This is a genomic window from Roseateles sp., from assembly GCF_036486225.1.
GTDB lineage: Bacteria > Pseudomonadota > Gammaproteobacteria > Burkholderiales > Burkholderiaceae_C > Roseateles.
This window is the reverse complement of the sequence record NZ_DASVNZ010000136.1, coordinates 1-14,664: the sequence shown is the minus strand read 5'-3', so window position 1 is coordinate 14,664 and position 14,664 is coordinate 1. Positions and strand designations below refer to the sequence as shown.

At 68.6% G+C, this 14,664-nt stretch carries 13 protein-coding genes and 1 riboswitch; of the genes, 10 read left to right on the top strand and 3 right to left on the bottom strand.

Annotated features, from left to right (window positions below; genetic code table 11):
• Window positions 1-28 precede the first annotated feature (28 nt).
• The 7 genes from VF536_RS09225 to VF536_RS09195 all read left to right on the top strand — a co-directional run bounded on the left by VF536_RS09225 (window position 29) and on the right by VF536_RS09195 (window position 6,521).
• Window positions 29-1,237: a M48 family metallopeptidase gene (locus VF536_RS09225; protein WP_331614544.1), complete on the top strand. Its 1,209-nt coding sequence runs from the start codon at window positions 29-31 to the stop codon at window positions 1,235-1,237.
• Between the two features lie 21 nt (window positions 1,238-1,258).
• Window positions 1,259-1,798 (top strand): metal-dependent hydrolase, encoded by a 540-nt coding sequence (locus tag VF536_RS09220; protein ID WP_331614543.1) that lies wholly within the window; start codon window positions 1,259-1,261, stop codon window positions 1,796-1,798.
• A complete protein-coding gene (locus VF536_RS09215) occupies window positions 1,752-2,747 on the top strand; it encodes a hypothetical protein (RefSeq protein WP_331614542.1) in 996 nt (331 codons plus the stop codon). The genes VF536_RS09220 and VF536_RS09215 overlap by 47 nt, the downstream gene beginning before the upstream one ends.
• 101 nt (window positions 2,748-2,848) lie before the next feature.
• Complete coding sequence (locus VF536_RS09210) at window positions 2,849-4,498, top strand: hypothetical protein (protein ID WP_331614541.1); 1,650 nt, start codon at window positions 2,849-2,851, stop codon at window positions 4,496-4,498.
• 156 nt (window positions 4,499-4,654) lie between these two features.
• The gene (locus VF536_RS09205) at window positions 4,655-5,527 is read left to right on the top strand and encodes an AraC family transcriptional regulator (protein WP_331614539.1); all 873 of its coding nucleotides are present in this window, start codon (window positions 4,655-4,657) and stop codon (window positions 5,525-5,527) included.
• 24 nt (window positions 5,528-5,551) lie between these two features.
• Window positions 5,552-6,190, top strand: a complete 639-nt coding sequence (locus tag VF536_RS09200) for a glutathione S-transferase family protein (protein ID WP_331614538.1) — start codon at window positions 5,552-5,554, stop codon at window positions 6,188-6,190.
• A gap of 31 nt (window positions 6,191-6,221) precedes the next feature.
• A complete protein-coding gene (locus VF536_RS09195) occupies window positions 6,222-6,521 on the top strand; it encodes a hypothetical protein (protein WP_331614537.1) in 300 nt (99 codons plus the stop codon).
• Window positions 6,522-6,646: 125 nt separating this feature from the next.
• On the opposite strand, the gene VF536_RS09190 is transcribed toward VF536_RS09195, so the two are convergent.
• Both VF536_RS09190 and VF536_RS09185 read right to left on the bottom strand, forming a co-directional pair.
• Window positions 6,647-7,009, bottom strand: a complete 363-nt coding sequence (locus VF536_RS09190; protein WP_331614536.1) for a hypothetical protein — start codon at window positions 7,007-7,009, stop codon at window positions 6,647-6,649.
• 82 nt (window positions 7,010-7,091) lie between these two features.
• Complete coding sequence (locus VF536_RS09185) at window positions 7,092-8,213, bottom strand: beta-ketoacyl-ACP synthase III (protein ID WP_331614535.1); 1,122 nt, start codon at window positions 8,211-8,213, stop codon at window positions 7,092-7,094.
• A 246-nt stretch (window positions 8,214-8,459) separates the two neighbouring features.
• Here VF536_RS09185 and VF536_RS09180 point away from each other — a divergent pair, with 246 nt between their 5' ends.
• The 3 genes from VF536_RS09180 to VF536_RS09170 all read left to right on the top strand — a co-directional run bounded on the left by VF536_RS09180 (window position 8,460) and on the right by VF536_RS09170 (window position 12,566).
• Window positions 8,460-9,437 carry a GMP reductase gene (locus VF536_RS09180; RefSeq protein WP_331614534.1) on the top strand — a complete coding sequence of 326 codons (978 nt, stop codon included), beginning with the start codon at window positions 8,460-8,462 and terminating at the stop codon, window positions 9,435-9,437.
• A 147-nt stretch (window positions 9,438-9,584) separates the two neighbouring features.
• Window positions 9,585-9,824: riboswitch (cobalamin riboswitch) on the top strand.
• A gap of 82 nt (window positions 9,825-9,906) precedes the next feature.
• Window positions 9,907-11,802 carry a TonB-dependent receptor domain-containing protein gene (locus VF536_RS09175; protein ID WP_331614533.1) on the top strand — a complete coding sequence of 632 codons (1,896 nt, stop codon included), beginning with the start codon at window positions 9,907-9,909 and terminating at the stop codon, window positions 11,800-11,802.
• A 260-nt stretch (window positions 11,803-12,062) separates the two neighbouring features.
• Window positions 12,063-12,566 (top strand): hypothetical protein, encoded by a 504-nt coding sequence (locus VF536_RS09170; RefSeq protein WP_331614532.1) that lies wholly within the window; start codon window positions 12,063-12,065, stop codon window positions 12,564-12,566.
• Between the two features lie 66 nt (window positions 12,567-12,632).
• Here the strand turns inward: VF536_RS09170 and VF536_RS09165 are convergent.
• Window positions 12,633-14,664 (bottom strand): amidohydrolase family protein (locus tag VF536_RS09165; protein WP_331614531.1); only part of this gene is annotated, 2,032 nt, incomplete at its 5' end.

Sequence of the window (14,664 nt, the reverse complement as noted above, 5' to 3'; positions counted from 1 at the left end):
TCCAATAAAACGATCCAGGGAGTGAGGCATGGCCGCGGCCATCGAACCGTCGTCTCCGGCGGCCATCGGGCGTTGGGAAACCCTCCGTCGGCAGTTGGGCGAGCGCCTGTCCAAGGACCTGCTGGAAGAAGTCGCCCGGGAAGATCTGATCGCGACCCGACGCGTTCGCGCACGTCTGTCCGGGCGTCTCGCGCTGGCCTACCTGCTGGCCCTGCTGGTGCACGGTGCCGGACTCGGCGCGGGGTTGGCGGGCATCGTGCTGCTGGCCGGTGCCTGGTCCAACCTCTTCATTCCGCTGGTCGGCGTGGTGCTCCTCCTGTTGTGCATCGCGGCCCGTCCCCGCCTGGTGCAGGCGCCTGATCGCCCGCTGCCGCGCGAGCGCTTCCCCGCGCTCCATGCGTTGAGCGATCGCATCGCTGCCGCACTCGGCGCACGTCCTCCCGACGGCATCGGCGTCTCGGCGGACTTCACTGCGAACTACCGCGTCGCCGGCTGGCGGCGGGAGCACCATGTCGAGATCGGCAGCCCGCTGATGGCGATCCTGACGCCCGCCGAGCAGGTGGCCCTGATCGCGCACGAGCTCGCCCATGGCGTGAACGGGGATCCGTTGCGCGGCCAGTTCCTCGGCCATGCGGTCGACACGCTGGCGGCCTGGGCGACGGCCGCGCGCCCGCTCGCCATCGGCCAGCTCGGGAACGGCACGGCCGGCGGACCGATCGTCTCGCTGGTGGGCCTGCCCTTCGAGCTGGCCATGCTCGCCGTCTCCGAGCTGCTGTTCGCGGCGGCTCGCGGCATGCTCTGGCTGATCATGCGCGAGTCGCAGCGCGCCGAGTATCTGGCCGACCTGCTGGCGGCTTCGGTCGCCGGCACAGCGGCCATGCAGGGCGTCCTGGAGAAGACCTATCTGCATGAGGTCGTCGACGCCGCCGTGCGCGTGCATGCGCTGACCACGCCGCACGACGCGATCGAACCGGCGGTGCGAAACGCCGCCGCAGCCGTCAGCGAGGCCGAACTCGACAGCCATCGGGCGGCGTCCCGATCGGAATCCTGGCGGACGGATGCGAGCCACCCGCCGACGGCGATGCGGGTCGATCAACTGCTGCGGCGAGCGGAGAGCGCGCCGACAGTGACGCTACTCCCCGCGGAGAAGGAGGCACTGGCCGAAGAGGTCAGCCGCCTGCTGCAGATGTCGCAGACCACGCTGGTCGGGCGACAGCTCGAAGCGATCTACAGATGAGCGGAGCCTTGCGCCCCTGACATGCCCACCATCCTCACCCACGCCGTCATCCCCGTTGCCGCGCGGCTCGGGCTCGGCAAGCCGCTCGTCTCCAACCGCCTGATGGCGGCCGGCATCGCCGCCGCCGTGATCCCGGACCTCGACGTCATCGCCTTCCGCGTCGGCATTCCCTATGCAGATGCGTTCGGGCATCGAGGCGCGTCGCATTCGCTGGCATTCGCGCTGCTGATGGGGCTCATCGCGCTCGTGTCTGCGAAGACGCTCCGGGCGCCGCGATGGTGGGCCTTCGCCTTCGTCGCCCTGTCCGGGCTCTCCCACGGCCTGCTGGACATGCTCACCGACGGCGGCCATGGCGTCGCGCTGTGGTGGCCGTTCTCGGAAGAGCGCGTCTTCTTCTCCGCGCAGGTGATCGAGGTGTCGCCGCTCAGTCTGAAGCGCGTGTTGAGCGGCCGCGGCCTGGAGGTGCTGCAGTCGGAACTGGTGTGGGTTTGCCTGCCGGCGTTAGCCGCGGCAGTTGGCATCGCGCTCGTACTCGCCGCATGGCGCCGCAGGCGCGCTTGATCGCGCTACACCGCTTGTATGCTCCGCGCGTCTTGAAGAGGAGGAAGTGCACATGAAAGCTGCACAAGAAATGCATGCGAGCCGGCTGGAGGGCGGCCTGCATCGGCGGGCAGGCGTCGCGAGTCTGTCGGGTTCGGTTCTGGCGGGTCTGTTGACGGCGATTGCCGCGGGCCCGTCACACGCAGACACGGCGCCCGCGCGCGTGATGCCGCCGCTGAAGTGCGATCGGGTTTACCGTCCGGTGATCGCGACCGATGCCGCCGGCAATCGCATATACGGCTCGATCACGGTGAATGCGCGAATCGTCGGCGGCCAGGCTGAACAGGTCGACTTCGTCGCCGGACGACCGGAGCTGCTGCAGGCCGTGAAAGAGGCCTTGCTGCAGTACAGCTGCACGAACTTCCCGATGCCGCGCGTCGAGACGGCAGTCTTCGAATTCGCGGCACCGGGCGCCATGCGTGATCGCCCCGCATCGGCCGCAAAGGGCAATCCGCTGACCGCGATGACGACCGTCATGGCGCCGCCGATTCCCAGCACGGTGCCCCAGGGCCAGATCGCTGACCACAACGCGATGATCCGCGCGCTCTATCCGTTGCGCACCGATGCGCTGCTCGATGCGGAGGCCTTGGCCGGCCAACCGTACAAGCCTTTCAGGATCGTCCGCGACGTCCAGCCGTCGATCATCGCCGTCCACATGAACCATGTCGGCCGGTGGAAGGTCAAGCTGACCTACATCGTCAATGCCGACGGCTCGGCCTCCGATTTCATCGTCGACTCGGAGGCGCCGCCGGCGTTCCATGGGACCTCGATCTCGGCGATGCGCCGCTCGACCTACGCCCCGGCGACCTATGGCGATCGGGCAGTTCCCACCATCATCGAACGCACTTTCGACTACACGATCGAGGACGACGATCCGGCACCGCCCGCGAAGAAGGCGTCCGCGCGATGAGCCAGCCGACGTGGACCAGGTGATCCAGGCGTCGCTGGAAGACCTGTGCGCCGAAGCGCTGAACCTTGGAACGACGGACTGACCCCGGAGAGAAACGCACGATGCAATGGTTGAAGCAACTGCTGGCACGCCGGCCTTCCTTGCCGGCACCGGCCCTGGTGAACGGCTTTCCAGCGCCGTGGGACCTGGACCGTCCCGGCATCCATGGCCATCTGGCCGACTTCGCGCTCGAGCCCGGCGGCCGGCTGCCCGAAGCAGCCCTCACGCTCCCCGATGAAGCGCTGATCGCCAGCCGCAGCGGCTCGGCGATGCGCTGGGCGCCGGGCGCGCTCGACGGCGTGTTCGGGCATCACACCAGCCAGTCCGACGCCATCTCCTCCGAGCAGGCGCTCCATGCCTTGGCGTCGGCCTCGACGACCCGCTCGCCCGAGCACGTCAAGGACTTCTACGACCTCGTCAACGACGACCGCGTGCTGAGCCTGGTCGACCCGTTGCTGGAGGCGGTGCAACAGTCCGACAGCCTCGATGCCGACGCCGTGCGTCTGTTCGCGCGCTGGCTCATGTGCGAAGCGCCGGACCGGTCGCCGGTGAAGATCGGTATCGCCCTGCTGGGGCTGATCCAGCCTCAACAGGACACCGTCGCGCTGATGCGGCTCGGCCTGCATGACGAATTCACCCTGTACGTCGCCGTCGCGCTGAGCAACTCCTTGCCGACGGACGAGGCGGAGGAGGCCCTCTGGACGCTCGCGCGCAGTGTGGACGGCTGGGGACGCATCCATCTCGTCGAGCGGCTGTCCAGGACCGGCCGCGCGGACCTCAAGGCCTGGCTGCTGCGCGAGGGCTACAAGAACTCGATCATGGTCGAGTACCTCGCCCACCCCTGCGCCAATGGCGGGGACCTGCTGGAGGCCTTGCAGGCGGACACGGTCGACGACGCCTTGCTCCACGGCGCGGGAGAGATCCTGCAGGCGCTGATCGCCGGCGGCCCCGTGGCAGACATTGGGGCCTACGACGACGGCGTCGAGGCCGTCGAGCGTTTCCTCTTCCACGTCGCCGGCCGCGCCTCACCGCCGCTGACGATCTACCTCGCGGTCTCCGCCATCGCTGGCTTCGTCGATGGCGTGGATAAGGCGGATGAGGCGCGCGAGGACCTCGCGGCTCAAGGCTGGCTCCCCGAGCGCCGCGCCGCGATCGGCGCGAAGGCCGCGGAGATCCTCGCCGCGCCGCGGTGGCGGGAACTGACGACGGCGTCGCTCGCCGCGGAAGACGGCGAGACCTTCTGGACCGCGGCCTCGGTAGCGGAACACCTGGGCCTGGACATCTGGGACACGCGCCTGGAACGGCAGCGCCTGGGCAAGGGCCCGCAATGGTTCTGGCTGATGCGCAGCACCGACCCGGACCGCATCGACCGCGCGCTGGCACTGGCACTCGCCCAGATCGACCTGGCCGCGATCGCGACGGGCCCCGGCGAAGAGCTTGGCTTGGGGCCGGCGTTCGCGCAGCACTCGGCGCTTGATTCGGTCCTTCAGGAGCTCGGCCATTCTCCGGGCAAGGGGGCGGCCTTCATCGCCGCCGGACTGCGCAGCCCGGTTACCCGCAACCGCAACATGGCCGTGCGCGCCCTGCAGGGCTGGGGACGGCCTGCGTGGCCACCGGAAGCGCTCGCGCAGTTGACGCAAGCCCATAGTGACGAGCCCGATGCGGGCCTGCGAGAGCGCATGGCGGCGCTGCTGGGCGACGAAGCAGCCTGATGGCCCCGACTGATTCACGTGCTGATGCACGTGCCGGCCCGCGCGGGTCGCCCGACGCTCGCGCTTGATCGGATCGGCACCAAACCTGATCGCCGCAGCACCGCCGGCGAGAGGCGCGCCCGCTAGGATCGATTCGTCCCATCACAAGGAATCGATTTGAAGCCGAGCACGCATCACGCCCCCGACGGGTCCGCGCTGGCCCGCGAGCTCCACAGCCGCGCCGGTGTCGGCGTCGCGGCGCACGTGCTGCAAGGCCGCGGCCTGCAGATCCTGCGCATGCGGGTCGACCAGCCCGCGCTGATCCTCGTCGACCGGGGTATCAAGACCGTCAGGCCGGCCCGCGGGGCGAGCGTCCGCGGCCGTCCCGGGCAGATGCTGCTGTTGAGAGGACAACAGACCGTCGATTTCACCAACGACGTCGCCGAGGGCGAGCACTACGAAGCGCGTTGGCTGGTGCTCGACAACGCGTTGCTGGAGGACGCCTTCTATCGAGCGACAGCGGCACGGATCGCGTCCGTCGATTCCCCACTCGCCCCGGTGCGGTTGCTGGCCCGGGTACGGACGGATCTGGCCGATGCCTTCGAGCGAGGCCGGCAAGCCCTGGCCTCAGACCCCGCGCTGCCCGACGCGGTCGCACGCCTGCGCGTGCTGGAGGTGATGCAGTGGTTGCTGGAGGACGGACTCGTGCTCCGGTCCGCACCGGCCGAGATGAACGTGTCCGTCCAGGTCCGCGCGCTGATCGCTGGACGGCTCGACCACGACTGGACCGCCGCGCGCGTGGCACAGGCGCTGGCGATGTCCGAAGCGACGCTGCGGCGCCGGCTCGCCGCCGAAGGTGCGTCGATGACCGCGTTGATCGTTGACGCCCGCATGGCTTCCGCGCTGACCCTGCTGCAGGCGACGACCCACCCCGTCTCCCGGATCGCGAACGCCGTCGGTTACGACTCCCCGTCCCGCTTCGCCATCCGATTCCTCGAACGCTTCGGCTTCGCGCCCACCGTCGTCCGTGGCCACGAGCGCACGGACTGACGCCCCCCCCCTCATCGACCCGTCATGAACACCATCCACCACCTCGGCCATTCCCAATCGGAACGCATCCTGTGGCTCTGCGAGGAGCTCGGCATTCCCTATGCGCTCAAGCGCTACACCCGCGACGCGGTGACGCGGCTCTCGCCGCCGGAGCTCAAGGCGCTGCATCCGCTCGGCGCCGCGCCGCTGATCGAGGACGGCGACCTGCTGCTGGCGGAATCCGCCGCGATCGTCGAGTACCTCATCGCCGTCCACGGCGGCGGCCGGTTGAAACCTGGCCCCGGACACCCGGACTTCGCGCCGTTCCTGTACTGGTTCCACTTCGCCAACGGCAATCTGCAGCCGGTGATGCTGCGACGGATGACGCTGGGACGCGCCTTGCCGGCCGACCATCCGGTCCTGACGGCGACGCAGGAGCGCCTCGACAAGGTGCTGGCGCTCGTGGAGGAACGACTCGGTCAGGCGCCCTACTTCGCCGGCGACGACTTCAGTGCGGCGGACATCATGAGCATCTTCTCGCTCACGACGATGCGGCTGTTCCTGCCGATTGATCTGACGCCGTATCCAAACATCCGAGCCTATCTCGAGCGCATCGGCGAACGGCCAGCGTATCGAGCTGCCATGGCGAAGGGCGATCCGGAACTGACACCGCTGCTGGTCTGATCAGCGCCATGAGTCTTGATAGAGTCACCCGATGACCCTTCGAGAAGCAGTCTCATGGATCGGCCTCGCAGCAGTCCTGCTGTGCGGATTGCTGTATCTGTACTTTCCGGCGGTGCCACATTCCGTGCTCGGTTGGGCCGTGCTTGCGGCGCTCGGCCTGCCGGTCTGGCTGTTTGTCGAGTGGATTGGCAATGGCGTTCTTGGATCGCGCTTCTTCGCCAATCGGTCAAGCGGTTTCCGCATCCTCATTGGCCTACCCGTTGTCTTCGTGCTCGTCGCAATCGCCGCAGCCTGCGTGCGATGGGTTCAAGCGGCAATCTTTGCCGCTTGACGATATGGAGCGGTTAGCCGTTCTTTGGATTGCCCGGTAAGCGGCCTTCAGGTCCAGGTACCGTGCACCGAGGCGATAGCAGCGCAGCGCATCCATCGACTAGCGCCTGCGCGCCCCCCCGTCGCTCAATCCCAGCTTTTCGCCGAGTTGATGATGATCACGACGGCGAAGAAGGTGCCGATCGGGAAGGCGAACAGCAGCGGCAGCGCGACCAGGATGCTAGGCCCTCGCGCCCATGTCCGGGTGCGCATCGCCGCGCGGGACAGCAAGAGATGGCTCATCCCGAAAGCAAAGATGGCGACAGTCCCCACGGCCATGCCGACATCCAGCACGCCTTGGCGCCCGAACACCAGCCCCAGCGTGAACATCAACGCCAGGATCAGATAGAGCACTCCCACGACCTTGTGCGCGCCAGCGACACGGCCGCTCGGATGCGGCCCGCTCCAACCACGCGATGACGAGCTGTCGGATTCGACGGCAATGGACATATTCCCTCCCTGTTGAAAATCGTTCCTGAGCGCTCCCGTTCCTCGGGAGTCGCCCGGGCCGGCCCAAGGGCCGGCGTGGCGATCAGCGCTTCTTGACGATCACGCTGCCCACCGAGTACCCGGCGCCGAACGAGCAGATCACGCCCAGGTCGCCCTGCCTGAGGTTGGCGCGGTGCTCGTGGAACGCGATCACCGAGCCGGCCGAGGCCGTGTTGGCATAGGTGTCCAGGATCAGCGGCGCGATCTCCGCGCCGGCTTCGCCGCCGACCAGCTTCTTGATCACCAGCTGGTTCATGCCCAGGTTGGCCTGGTGCAGCCAGTAGCGGCTGACATCGTTCGGCTGGATGTGCAGCGACGCCAGATGGTGCTCGATGTGCGCCGCGGCGATGGGCACCACTTCCTTGAAGACCTTGCGGCCTTCCTGGCGGAAGGTCTTGTCCCGACCGTCGGGATCGCTGTCCTCGGCCTTGTTCATGAAGCCGAAGTTGTTGCGGATGTTGTTGGAGAACTGCGTCGCCAGCTTCGTGCCCAGGATCTCCCACTGCTCCGGCGCGGTCGCCAGATCGGCGCGCTCGACGACGATGGCCGTGCACACGTCGCCGAAGATGAAGTGGCAGTCGCGGTCCTTCCATTCCAGATGCGCGGAGGTGATCTCCGGATTCACGATCAGCACGCACTTCGACGCGCCCGAGCGCACCGCGTTGTACGCCTGCTCCAGCGCGAAGGTCGCCGACGAGCACGCCACGTTCATGTCGAAGCCGTAACCGCCCGCGCCCAGCGCCTGCTGGATCTCCACCGCCATCGCCGGATACGCGCGCTGCATGTTCGCTGCCGAGCAGAACACCGCGTCCACGTCTTCGGGCTTCTTGCCCGCAGCCGCCAGCGCCTTGCGCGACGCGTCGACCGCGATCTCCGCCATCAGCGACAGCTGGTCGTCGGCCCGTTCCTCGAAGCGCGGGTACATGCGCGTCGGGTCCAGCACGCCCTCCTTCTCGATCACGTAGCGCTGCTTGATGCCAGAAGCCTTCTCGATGAACTCCACGTTGGAGTGCACCAGCGCCTCGCGCGTGCCGGCGGCGATCGCCTCGGCGTGCTCCGCGTTCTGCAGGTCCACGTAGCGGTTGAACGAGTCCACCAGCTCGGCGTTGGTGATGACGTGCGGGGGCTGGTAGAGACCGGTGCCGCTGATGACGACGGAATGCATGTGGCTTGTCTTCTGATGTCGCCCGTTGCAGGGCCAAGGGGGCGAAGTTTAGCGAACTGCGCCCAAAAGCCCCTGATCGATGCATGCTGCACCGCAGCGCGGCGGCGAGTCCCGGGAGCACGCGTAGAATGGGTCACCGGGCCCAAATTTTGGGACCCGGTATTTTTTTGGCCGGGTCCCAAGTCAAGCGCTCGCAGCCCAGGGCGTGCACTGCATCAACGCAGCCCGACTTTGCGACTTTGGACCATGGAAATCTTCGACTACGACAACATCCTGCTGCTGCCACGCAAGTGCCGCGTCAACAGCCGCAGCGAGTGCGACACCTCCGTCGAGTTCGGCCCCCGCCGCTTCAAGCTGCCGGCGGTGCCCGCGAACATGAAGACGGTCGTCGACGAGTCCATCACGGAATGGCTGGCCGCCAACGGCTACTTCTACGTGATGCACCGCTTCGACCTCGACGCCGTCGCCTTCGCCCGCACCATGCGCGACAAGGGCCTGCTGGTCTCCATCAGCGCCGGCGTCAAGGAGGCGGACTACGCCATCATCGACCGCCTCGCCGCTGAAGGCGTCGGCGCCGACTACATCACCATCGACATCGCCCACGGTCACGCCGACGCCGTGCAGCGCATGATCGCCCACATCAAGCACAAGCTGCCCGACACCTTCGTCATCGCCGGCAACGTCGGCACGCCCGAAGGCGTCATCGACCTCGAGAACTGGGGCGCCGACGCGACCAAGGTCGGCATCGGCCCGGGCAAGGTCTGCATCACGCGGCTGAAGACCGGTTTCGGCACCGGCGGCTGGCAGCTCTCGGCCTTGAAGTGGTGCGCCCGTGTCGCCACCAAGCCCATCATTGCCGACGGCGGCATCCGCCATCACGGCGACATCGCCAAGAGCGTGCGCTTCGGCGCCTCGATGGTGATGATCGGCTCGCTCTTCGCGGGTCATGAGGAGTCGCCGGGCAACACCGTCGAGGTCGACGGCAAGCGCTACAAGGAGTACTACGGCTCCGCGTCCGACTTCAACAAGGGCGAGTACAAGCACGTGGAGGGCAAGCGCATCCTCGAGCCGGTGAAGGGCCACCTGGCCGACACGCTGCGCGAGATGGAGGAGGACCTGCAGAGCTCCATCTCCTACGCTGGTGGCCGAGCCCTCGGCGATCTGCGCAAGGTGAACTACGTGGTCCTCGGCGGCGAGAACGCCGGCGAACACCTGTTCATGTAAGCCCCAAGGCCCGCAGTCCACCCGCATGCCCAAGGCCCGAGGGCAGCGGGTGCTGCTGGGGCCGGAATGGTGCTTGGGGTTCCCGGAGGGATGCCCCATGCACCGTGGAGTGCCCGCGCCAGGCGACACGACGTCAAGGGTCCTCCCGTTATGATCCCGCCCGTTGGTGCTCGCGCCCGGCTCCCTGCCGGCGCAGTTCAACGGGAATCAGGAGGGACTGCGGTCCCAACCTGAGCTGCCCCCGCAACGGTAAGCGGAAGGCGCGCTTCTTCTGAAAGCTGGAAAGCGCGCGGCTCGTGTCTGAGAACCACTGGACGGTCGTCCGGGAAGGCAACACGGGTTCATTCTTCCGACAGCCCGGATACCGGCCAACAGGCGGATCGTCGCCGTCCTTCCAGGAGGATGGTGCGTCCATTCCGCATGCGGCCGCGGGGAAGCGGCCGTCTGCCGCTGTTCATCCGATTCCGACATGCAAGTCTCCACTCCCCGCGCCACGCTGCGCGCCGTCGCCCGTGCTTCCGCGACCGCGCTGGTCGCCCTGCCCGCCCTGTCCATCGCGCCGTCGATCGCCTTCGCGCAGTCCTCCCTCGATCCCGTCATCGTCATCGGCACGCGCGAGGCGCAGCCGCTCAGCAAGAGCGTGGCCGACGTGGTCCTGATCGACGCCGACACGCTGCGCAACAGCGGTGCTGGCAGCGTGGCCGACGTGCTGCGCCGCTACGCCGGCGTGCAACTGGCCTCCAACGGCGGCCCCGGCCAGACCACGGGCTACTTCCTGCGCGGCGCCAACACGAGCTCGACCGTGGTCATGATCGACGGCGTGCGCGTGGGCTCCGCGACGCTGGGCCAGGCGGCCTTCGAATCGATGAGTCTGGCCAGCATCGAGCGCATCGAAGTGCTGCGCGGTCCCGCCTCCGGCCTGTACGGCGCGGACGCGGTCGGCGGTGTGATCCAGATCGTCACGAAGAAGGGCCAGGGCGCGCTGAACGTCACCGGCGGCCTGGCCGTCGGCGACTACAGCTCGCGCCAGGGCGACTTCGGCGTCAGCGGGTCGCAGGCCGGTTTCGATTACGCCGCCAGCATCAGCCGCGAGACCAGCGACGGCACGACCGCCGTGCGCGGCGATCGCGGCAGCCCCTCCTACAACCCGGACGACGACGGCTACCACCGCACGGTCGCGACCGCGCGTCTGGGATTCACGCCCGCCGAAGGCCATCGCATCGGCGTCAGCGCGACGCAGAGCCGTCTCAACGCGCAGTACGACGCTTACGAGTTCGGCCCGCCGGCCGACCCGTCCGGCGACTATCGCAACCGGCTCAAGACGCGCGAAGTCGCGGTCGACTACCGCGGCACGCTCTCGCCGATCTGGACCACGACGCTGCAGGTGGCGCACGGCACCGACGACTCCGTCACCGGCCTGGCCGACGCCGGCCGCTTCAAGACCACGCGCGATCAGGCCACCTGGCAGAACGCGCTGCGCATCGCGCCGGACCAGCAGGTGGTGCTCGCCTACGAGCGCCTCGAGGAGAAGGCCGACGGCGTCACCGACGGCACGCTCAAGCGCACCAACAACGCCTACATCGCCGGCTACAGCGGCCTGTTCGGCCCGGCGGCGCTCGAAGCCAACCTGCGCCGGGACGACAACTCGCTCTACGGCAACAACACGACGGGCAGCCTGGGCGGCAGCTACGCGCTGAGCTCGACGCTGAAGGTCCGCGCACTGGCCGGCAAGACCTTCCGCGCGCCGACCTTCAACGACACCGACTTCCCCTTCTACGGCCATCACGACATCCGTCCTGAGAAAGGCCGCAGCGCGGAACTGGGACTGAACTGGCGCTCGGGCGCGAGCAGCGCGTCGGCGACGGTCTATCGCAACAAGGTCAAGGACCTGATCGTGTACACGCCCGATGCGACGCTGTGCCCGGCGAGCGACGACTTCGCCTTCGGCTGCGCCGCCAACGTCGGCAAGGCCACGCTGAAGGGCGCGACGCTGACCGGCGCGCACCGCCTGGGCAACTGGAACTTCGCCGCCAACGTCGACTTCCTCGATGCGAAGAACGACGAGACCGGCGCGCGCCTGATCCGTCGCGCGGCGCATCAGGAAAGCGTCTCCGTCGACTACGACGCCGGCGCGTGGAGCGCCGGCGCGACGGTGACCGACATCGGCAAGCGCCTGGACACGGCAGGCAACCTGGGCGGCTACGCGCTGCTGGACCTGCGCGCGACCTGGCGCTTCCTGCCGCAATGGCGCCTGGAGGCCAAGGTCCTCAACGCCGCCGACCGCGACGTGGAGCCGGTCTACTCGTACCAGGGCCTGGGCCGTCAGGCCTGGATCGGCGTGCGCTACGACATGAAGGGCTTCTAAGCGCTTCAAGACCGATCGAGGCCGAGCGCGACGCGTCCGCGCGGCCCTCGATCGGAGGCGCATCCAGTGGTAGCGATGCCACTGCGGCATCCATCACAGCGCTTCACGGCCCTTCCCCCCGACGCGGGGGACGCTTTCGCGCGGAAGCCACACGCGCCCCCTTTAGCATCCCGCCCCTTCAGCAACAAACACGACATGTCGGGGAGCGGGTAATGGTGATGGGGATGGTGCGGATTTCGAAGTCCTGGGGACGCGGTGTGATGGCCGTTCTGGCGGCGCTGGCCGTCGCTGGCCTGCTCAACGCCTGCGGCGGTGGCGGCGACGATTGCAAGATCACCGGCGAGCGGCCGGATGTGGTCTACACCCCCAGCATCCGCGTCACCAATACCTACGCCAGCGACGCGCTGACGTATCGGCTGAACCAGCCCACGACCTGGACCCTGCAGCCGCGTGGCATGACGCAGGCCTGCCTGAGCGGCCTGAAGGTCCGGCTCGAGGCGCCCACCTATCCGCTGCCGGCCGGCTTCAAGCTGGATGCCGCGACGGGCACCATCGACGCGGGTGTGATGACGCGCCACGTCGAGGGCCCCTGCCAGCTCATCGGCGGCCAGATCAACGACACCGGCCCGAAATCGGTGAATCGTGTCTGTCCCGCGGGCTACGCCGTGGGCGACGAGCGCTACGTGCTGATTGTCACCTCGGATCACTACAACCTCGGCGCCTCACCGATCCCGATGGCCCTGGTCTTCCGGCCGGCAGAGTAAGGCGCAGTCAGGCGCAGTCAGGCGCGGTGGCGGAACGCGTCGCGGTGCGGGGCCGTCGCGGCCCCTTCATCTCGCCATTCCGATCGCCATCCCCATCGCCGCCTCCAGCTGCACCGGATCGAACACCCGGCCGGCCTTGATCGTCTTCACGACCTGCCGCAGCGCGGCGATGTCCTTCAGCGGATCGCCGTCCAGCAGCACCATGTCGGCCTGTTTGCCCGCGGCGATCTCGCCGCGCTGGCCGGCCACGCCGAGCACCTGCGCCGGCGTCAGCGTCGCCAGGCGCAGCACCTCGGCGTTGGGGATGCCGGCGCGCACGTAGAGCTCCAGCTCGCGGTGCAGCGTGTAGCCCGCGAAAGCATCCGTGCCCGGCATCAGCGTCACGCCGCCGTCGTGCAGCCGCTTGATCAGCTGCAGCAGCCGCGGCAATGCCTGCCGGTACGCCTCCTCCTTGCCCGGCGGCACCGCCACCGCGCCGGACAGCAGCCGCCGCCGCACGATCGGCGGGAAGCGCTCGACCATGCCTTTCAGCGCCGCGGGCGGCTCGCCCGGCGCGCCCGAGTACAAGCCCTCCAGGATCGCCACCGTCGGATCGAGCACCGTGTGCCGGCGCCGCAGTTCCGCGATGAAACCCGTCACCGGCGCGCTGTCCAGGTCCAGCTGCAGCAGCTTCTCCGCCATCACCGTGTAGCGGTCCTTGCCGCGCGTGTCCGCGACTTCGGGGAAGAAGTTCAGCACGATGAAGTTCAGGTGCTGGATCTCATCCGCGCCCGCATCGATGAACTGCCCCGCCCGCATGAACGCCGGCACGTGGCCGCTGACGCGCAGGCCGCGCGCATGCGCCATGTCCGCGATGGGGCGCACCAGCTCCGGCTTGAAGGATGAATAGATCTTGATCTGCTCGTAGCCTCGATCGGCGTACCAGTCGACCACCTTGCGTGCCTGCTCGACCGTCTCGACCCGCACGTCGGTCGGACCGGCCAGCGGGCCCACGCCTTCGACGATGCCCGCCTTCACCACGCGCGGGCCGAGTTCAGTGCCCGCGTCGAAGCGTTTCACGCGCTCGATCAGCGGCAGGTTGTCGTTGGCCATGTCGCGCGCGCTGGATACGCCGGCGATCAGGTCGAAGACGCCGTCCGTGCCGGAGAAGTGCTGGTGCACGTCCCACAGCCCAGGCATCAGGAAACGGCCCGCCGCCTCGATGACCTCGGTGCCGGCCGGCGCGGGCGAGCCGTCGTCGGGCTCGACGCGCACGATGAAGCCGCCGCGCACCAGCACCCGCATGTCCTCACGCGCCACGAGGTCGCGCGGCTCGAACAGCCGCGCATGGCGGATCAGCAGGTCGCCCTGCGGCACGTGCGTCAGCCGCTTCGCCAGGTCCGCGGACCAGCGCTTGTCCGCGTCGCGCTGCGCGGCCGTCAGGCGCGCCAGCGCCGGCAGGTCGCGCGCTTCCAGCACCTCGAACCAGTCGTCGACCACGGCGGCGGTCTGCTGGCGCTCGTCCAGCCACACCGCCACCGGCGTGAAATCGATCCCCGAGATCTGGTGCAGCGTCAGTCGCCGACCGCCCGCCACGATCGTCGGGCCCTTCGTCAGCGTCGCCTCACCCGCCGGGAGCAGGGCCAGGCGTTGCCCCGGCGCCTTCAGCAGCGCGCGGGCCAGCACGCCGGTGAACTCCGGCGGCGCGTTGGCGGGCAGGTAGAACGCACCCGCCTCCGGCCACGCGGCGCTACCCTGCTCCACGCGGTTCTTCCAGGACGCCTTGCCGTCGGCGCGGTCGAAGCGCTCGGTGAGCGGCACTTTCCAGTAGTCGTTGCCTTCGGCCTCGTAGCGCAGCGGCAGGCCGCGCGAGTCAAGCGTCCACTTCGCGCGGAGCTGGTCGCCGCGGCCGCGCTCGCTGAAGGCGTAGTCGATCAGCACCTCGTCGCCCTGGCGGCTGAGCGCCTGTCGGCCGACGGTCATGCCGTGGATCTGGACCTGCGACAGCAGCGCCTTCGCGCCCGGCAGCACCTGCGGCGCGGGCAAGGCGGCCTGCGCCGCCTGCGCCGTCTGCGCGTCGGCGGCGGTCGGCGCCCAGTGGCGCGCCAGATCGTCATGC

Bases quoted from the DNA above. Each gene is read 5' to 3' on its own strand.
- VF536_RS09225 (WP_331614544.1), top strand. From the start codon at position 29: ATGGCCGCGGCCATCGAACCGTCGTCTCCGGCGGCCATCGGGCGTTGG.
- VF536_RS09220 (WP_331614543.1), top strand. From the start codon at position 1,259: ATGCCCACCATCCTCACCCACGCCGTCATCCCCGTTGCCGCGCGGCTC.
- VF536_RS09210 (WP_331614541.1), top strand. From the start codon at position 2,849: ATGCAATGGTTGAAGCAACTGCTGGCACGCCGGCCTTCCTTGCCGGCA.
- VF536_RS09200 (WP_331614538.1), top strand. From the start codon at position 5,552: ATGAACACCATCCACCACCTCGGCCATTCCCAATCGGAACGCATCCTG.
- VF536_RS09195 (WP_331614537.1), top strand. From the start codon at position 6,222: ATGACCCTTCGAGAAGCAGTCTCATGGATCGGCCTCGCAGCAGTCCTG.
- VF536_RS09190 (WP_331614536.1), bottom strand. From the start codon at position 7,009: ATGTCCATTGCCGTCGAATCCGACAGCTCGTCATCGCGTGGTTGGAGC.
- VF536_RS09185 (WP_331614535.1), bottom strand. From the start codon at position 8,213: ATGCATTCCGTCGTCATCAGCGGCACCGGTCTCTACCAGCCCCCGCAC.
- VF536_RS09180 (WP_331614534.1), top strand. From the start codon at position 8,460: ATGGAAATCTTCGACTACGACAACATCCTGCTGCTGCCACGCAAGTGC.
- VF536_RS09175 (WP_331614533.1), top strand. From the start codon at position 9,907: ATGCAAGTCTCCACTCCCCGCGCCACGCTGCGCGCCGTCGCCCGTGCT.
- VF536_RS09170 (WP_331614532.1), top strand. From the start codon at position 12,063: ATGGCCGTTCTGGCGGCGCTGGCCGTCGCTGGCCTGCTCAACGCCTGC.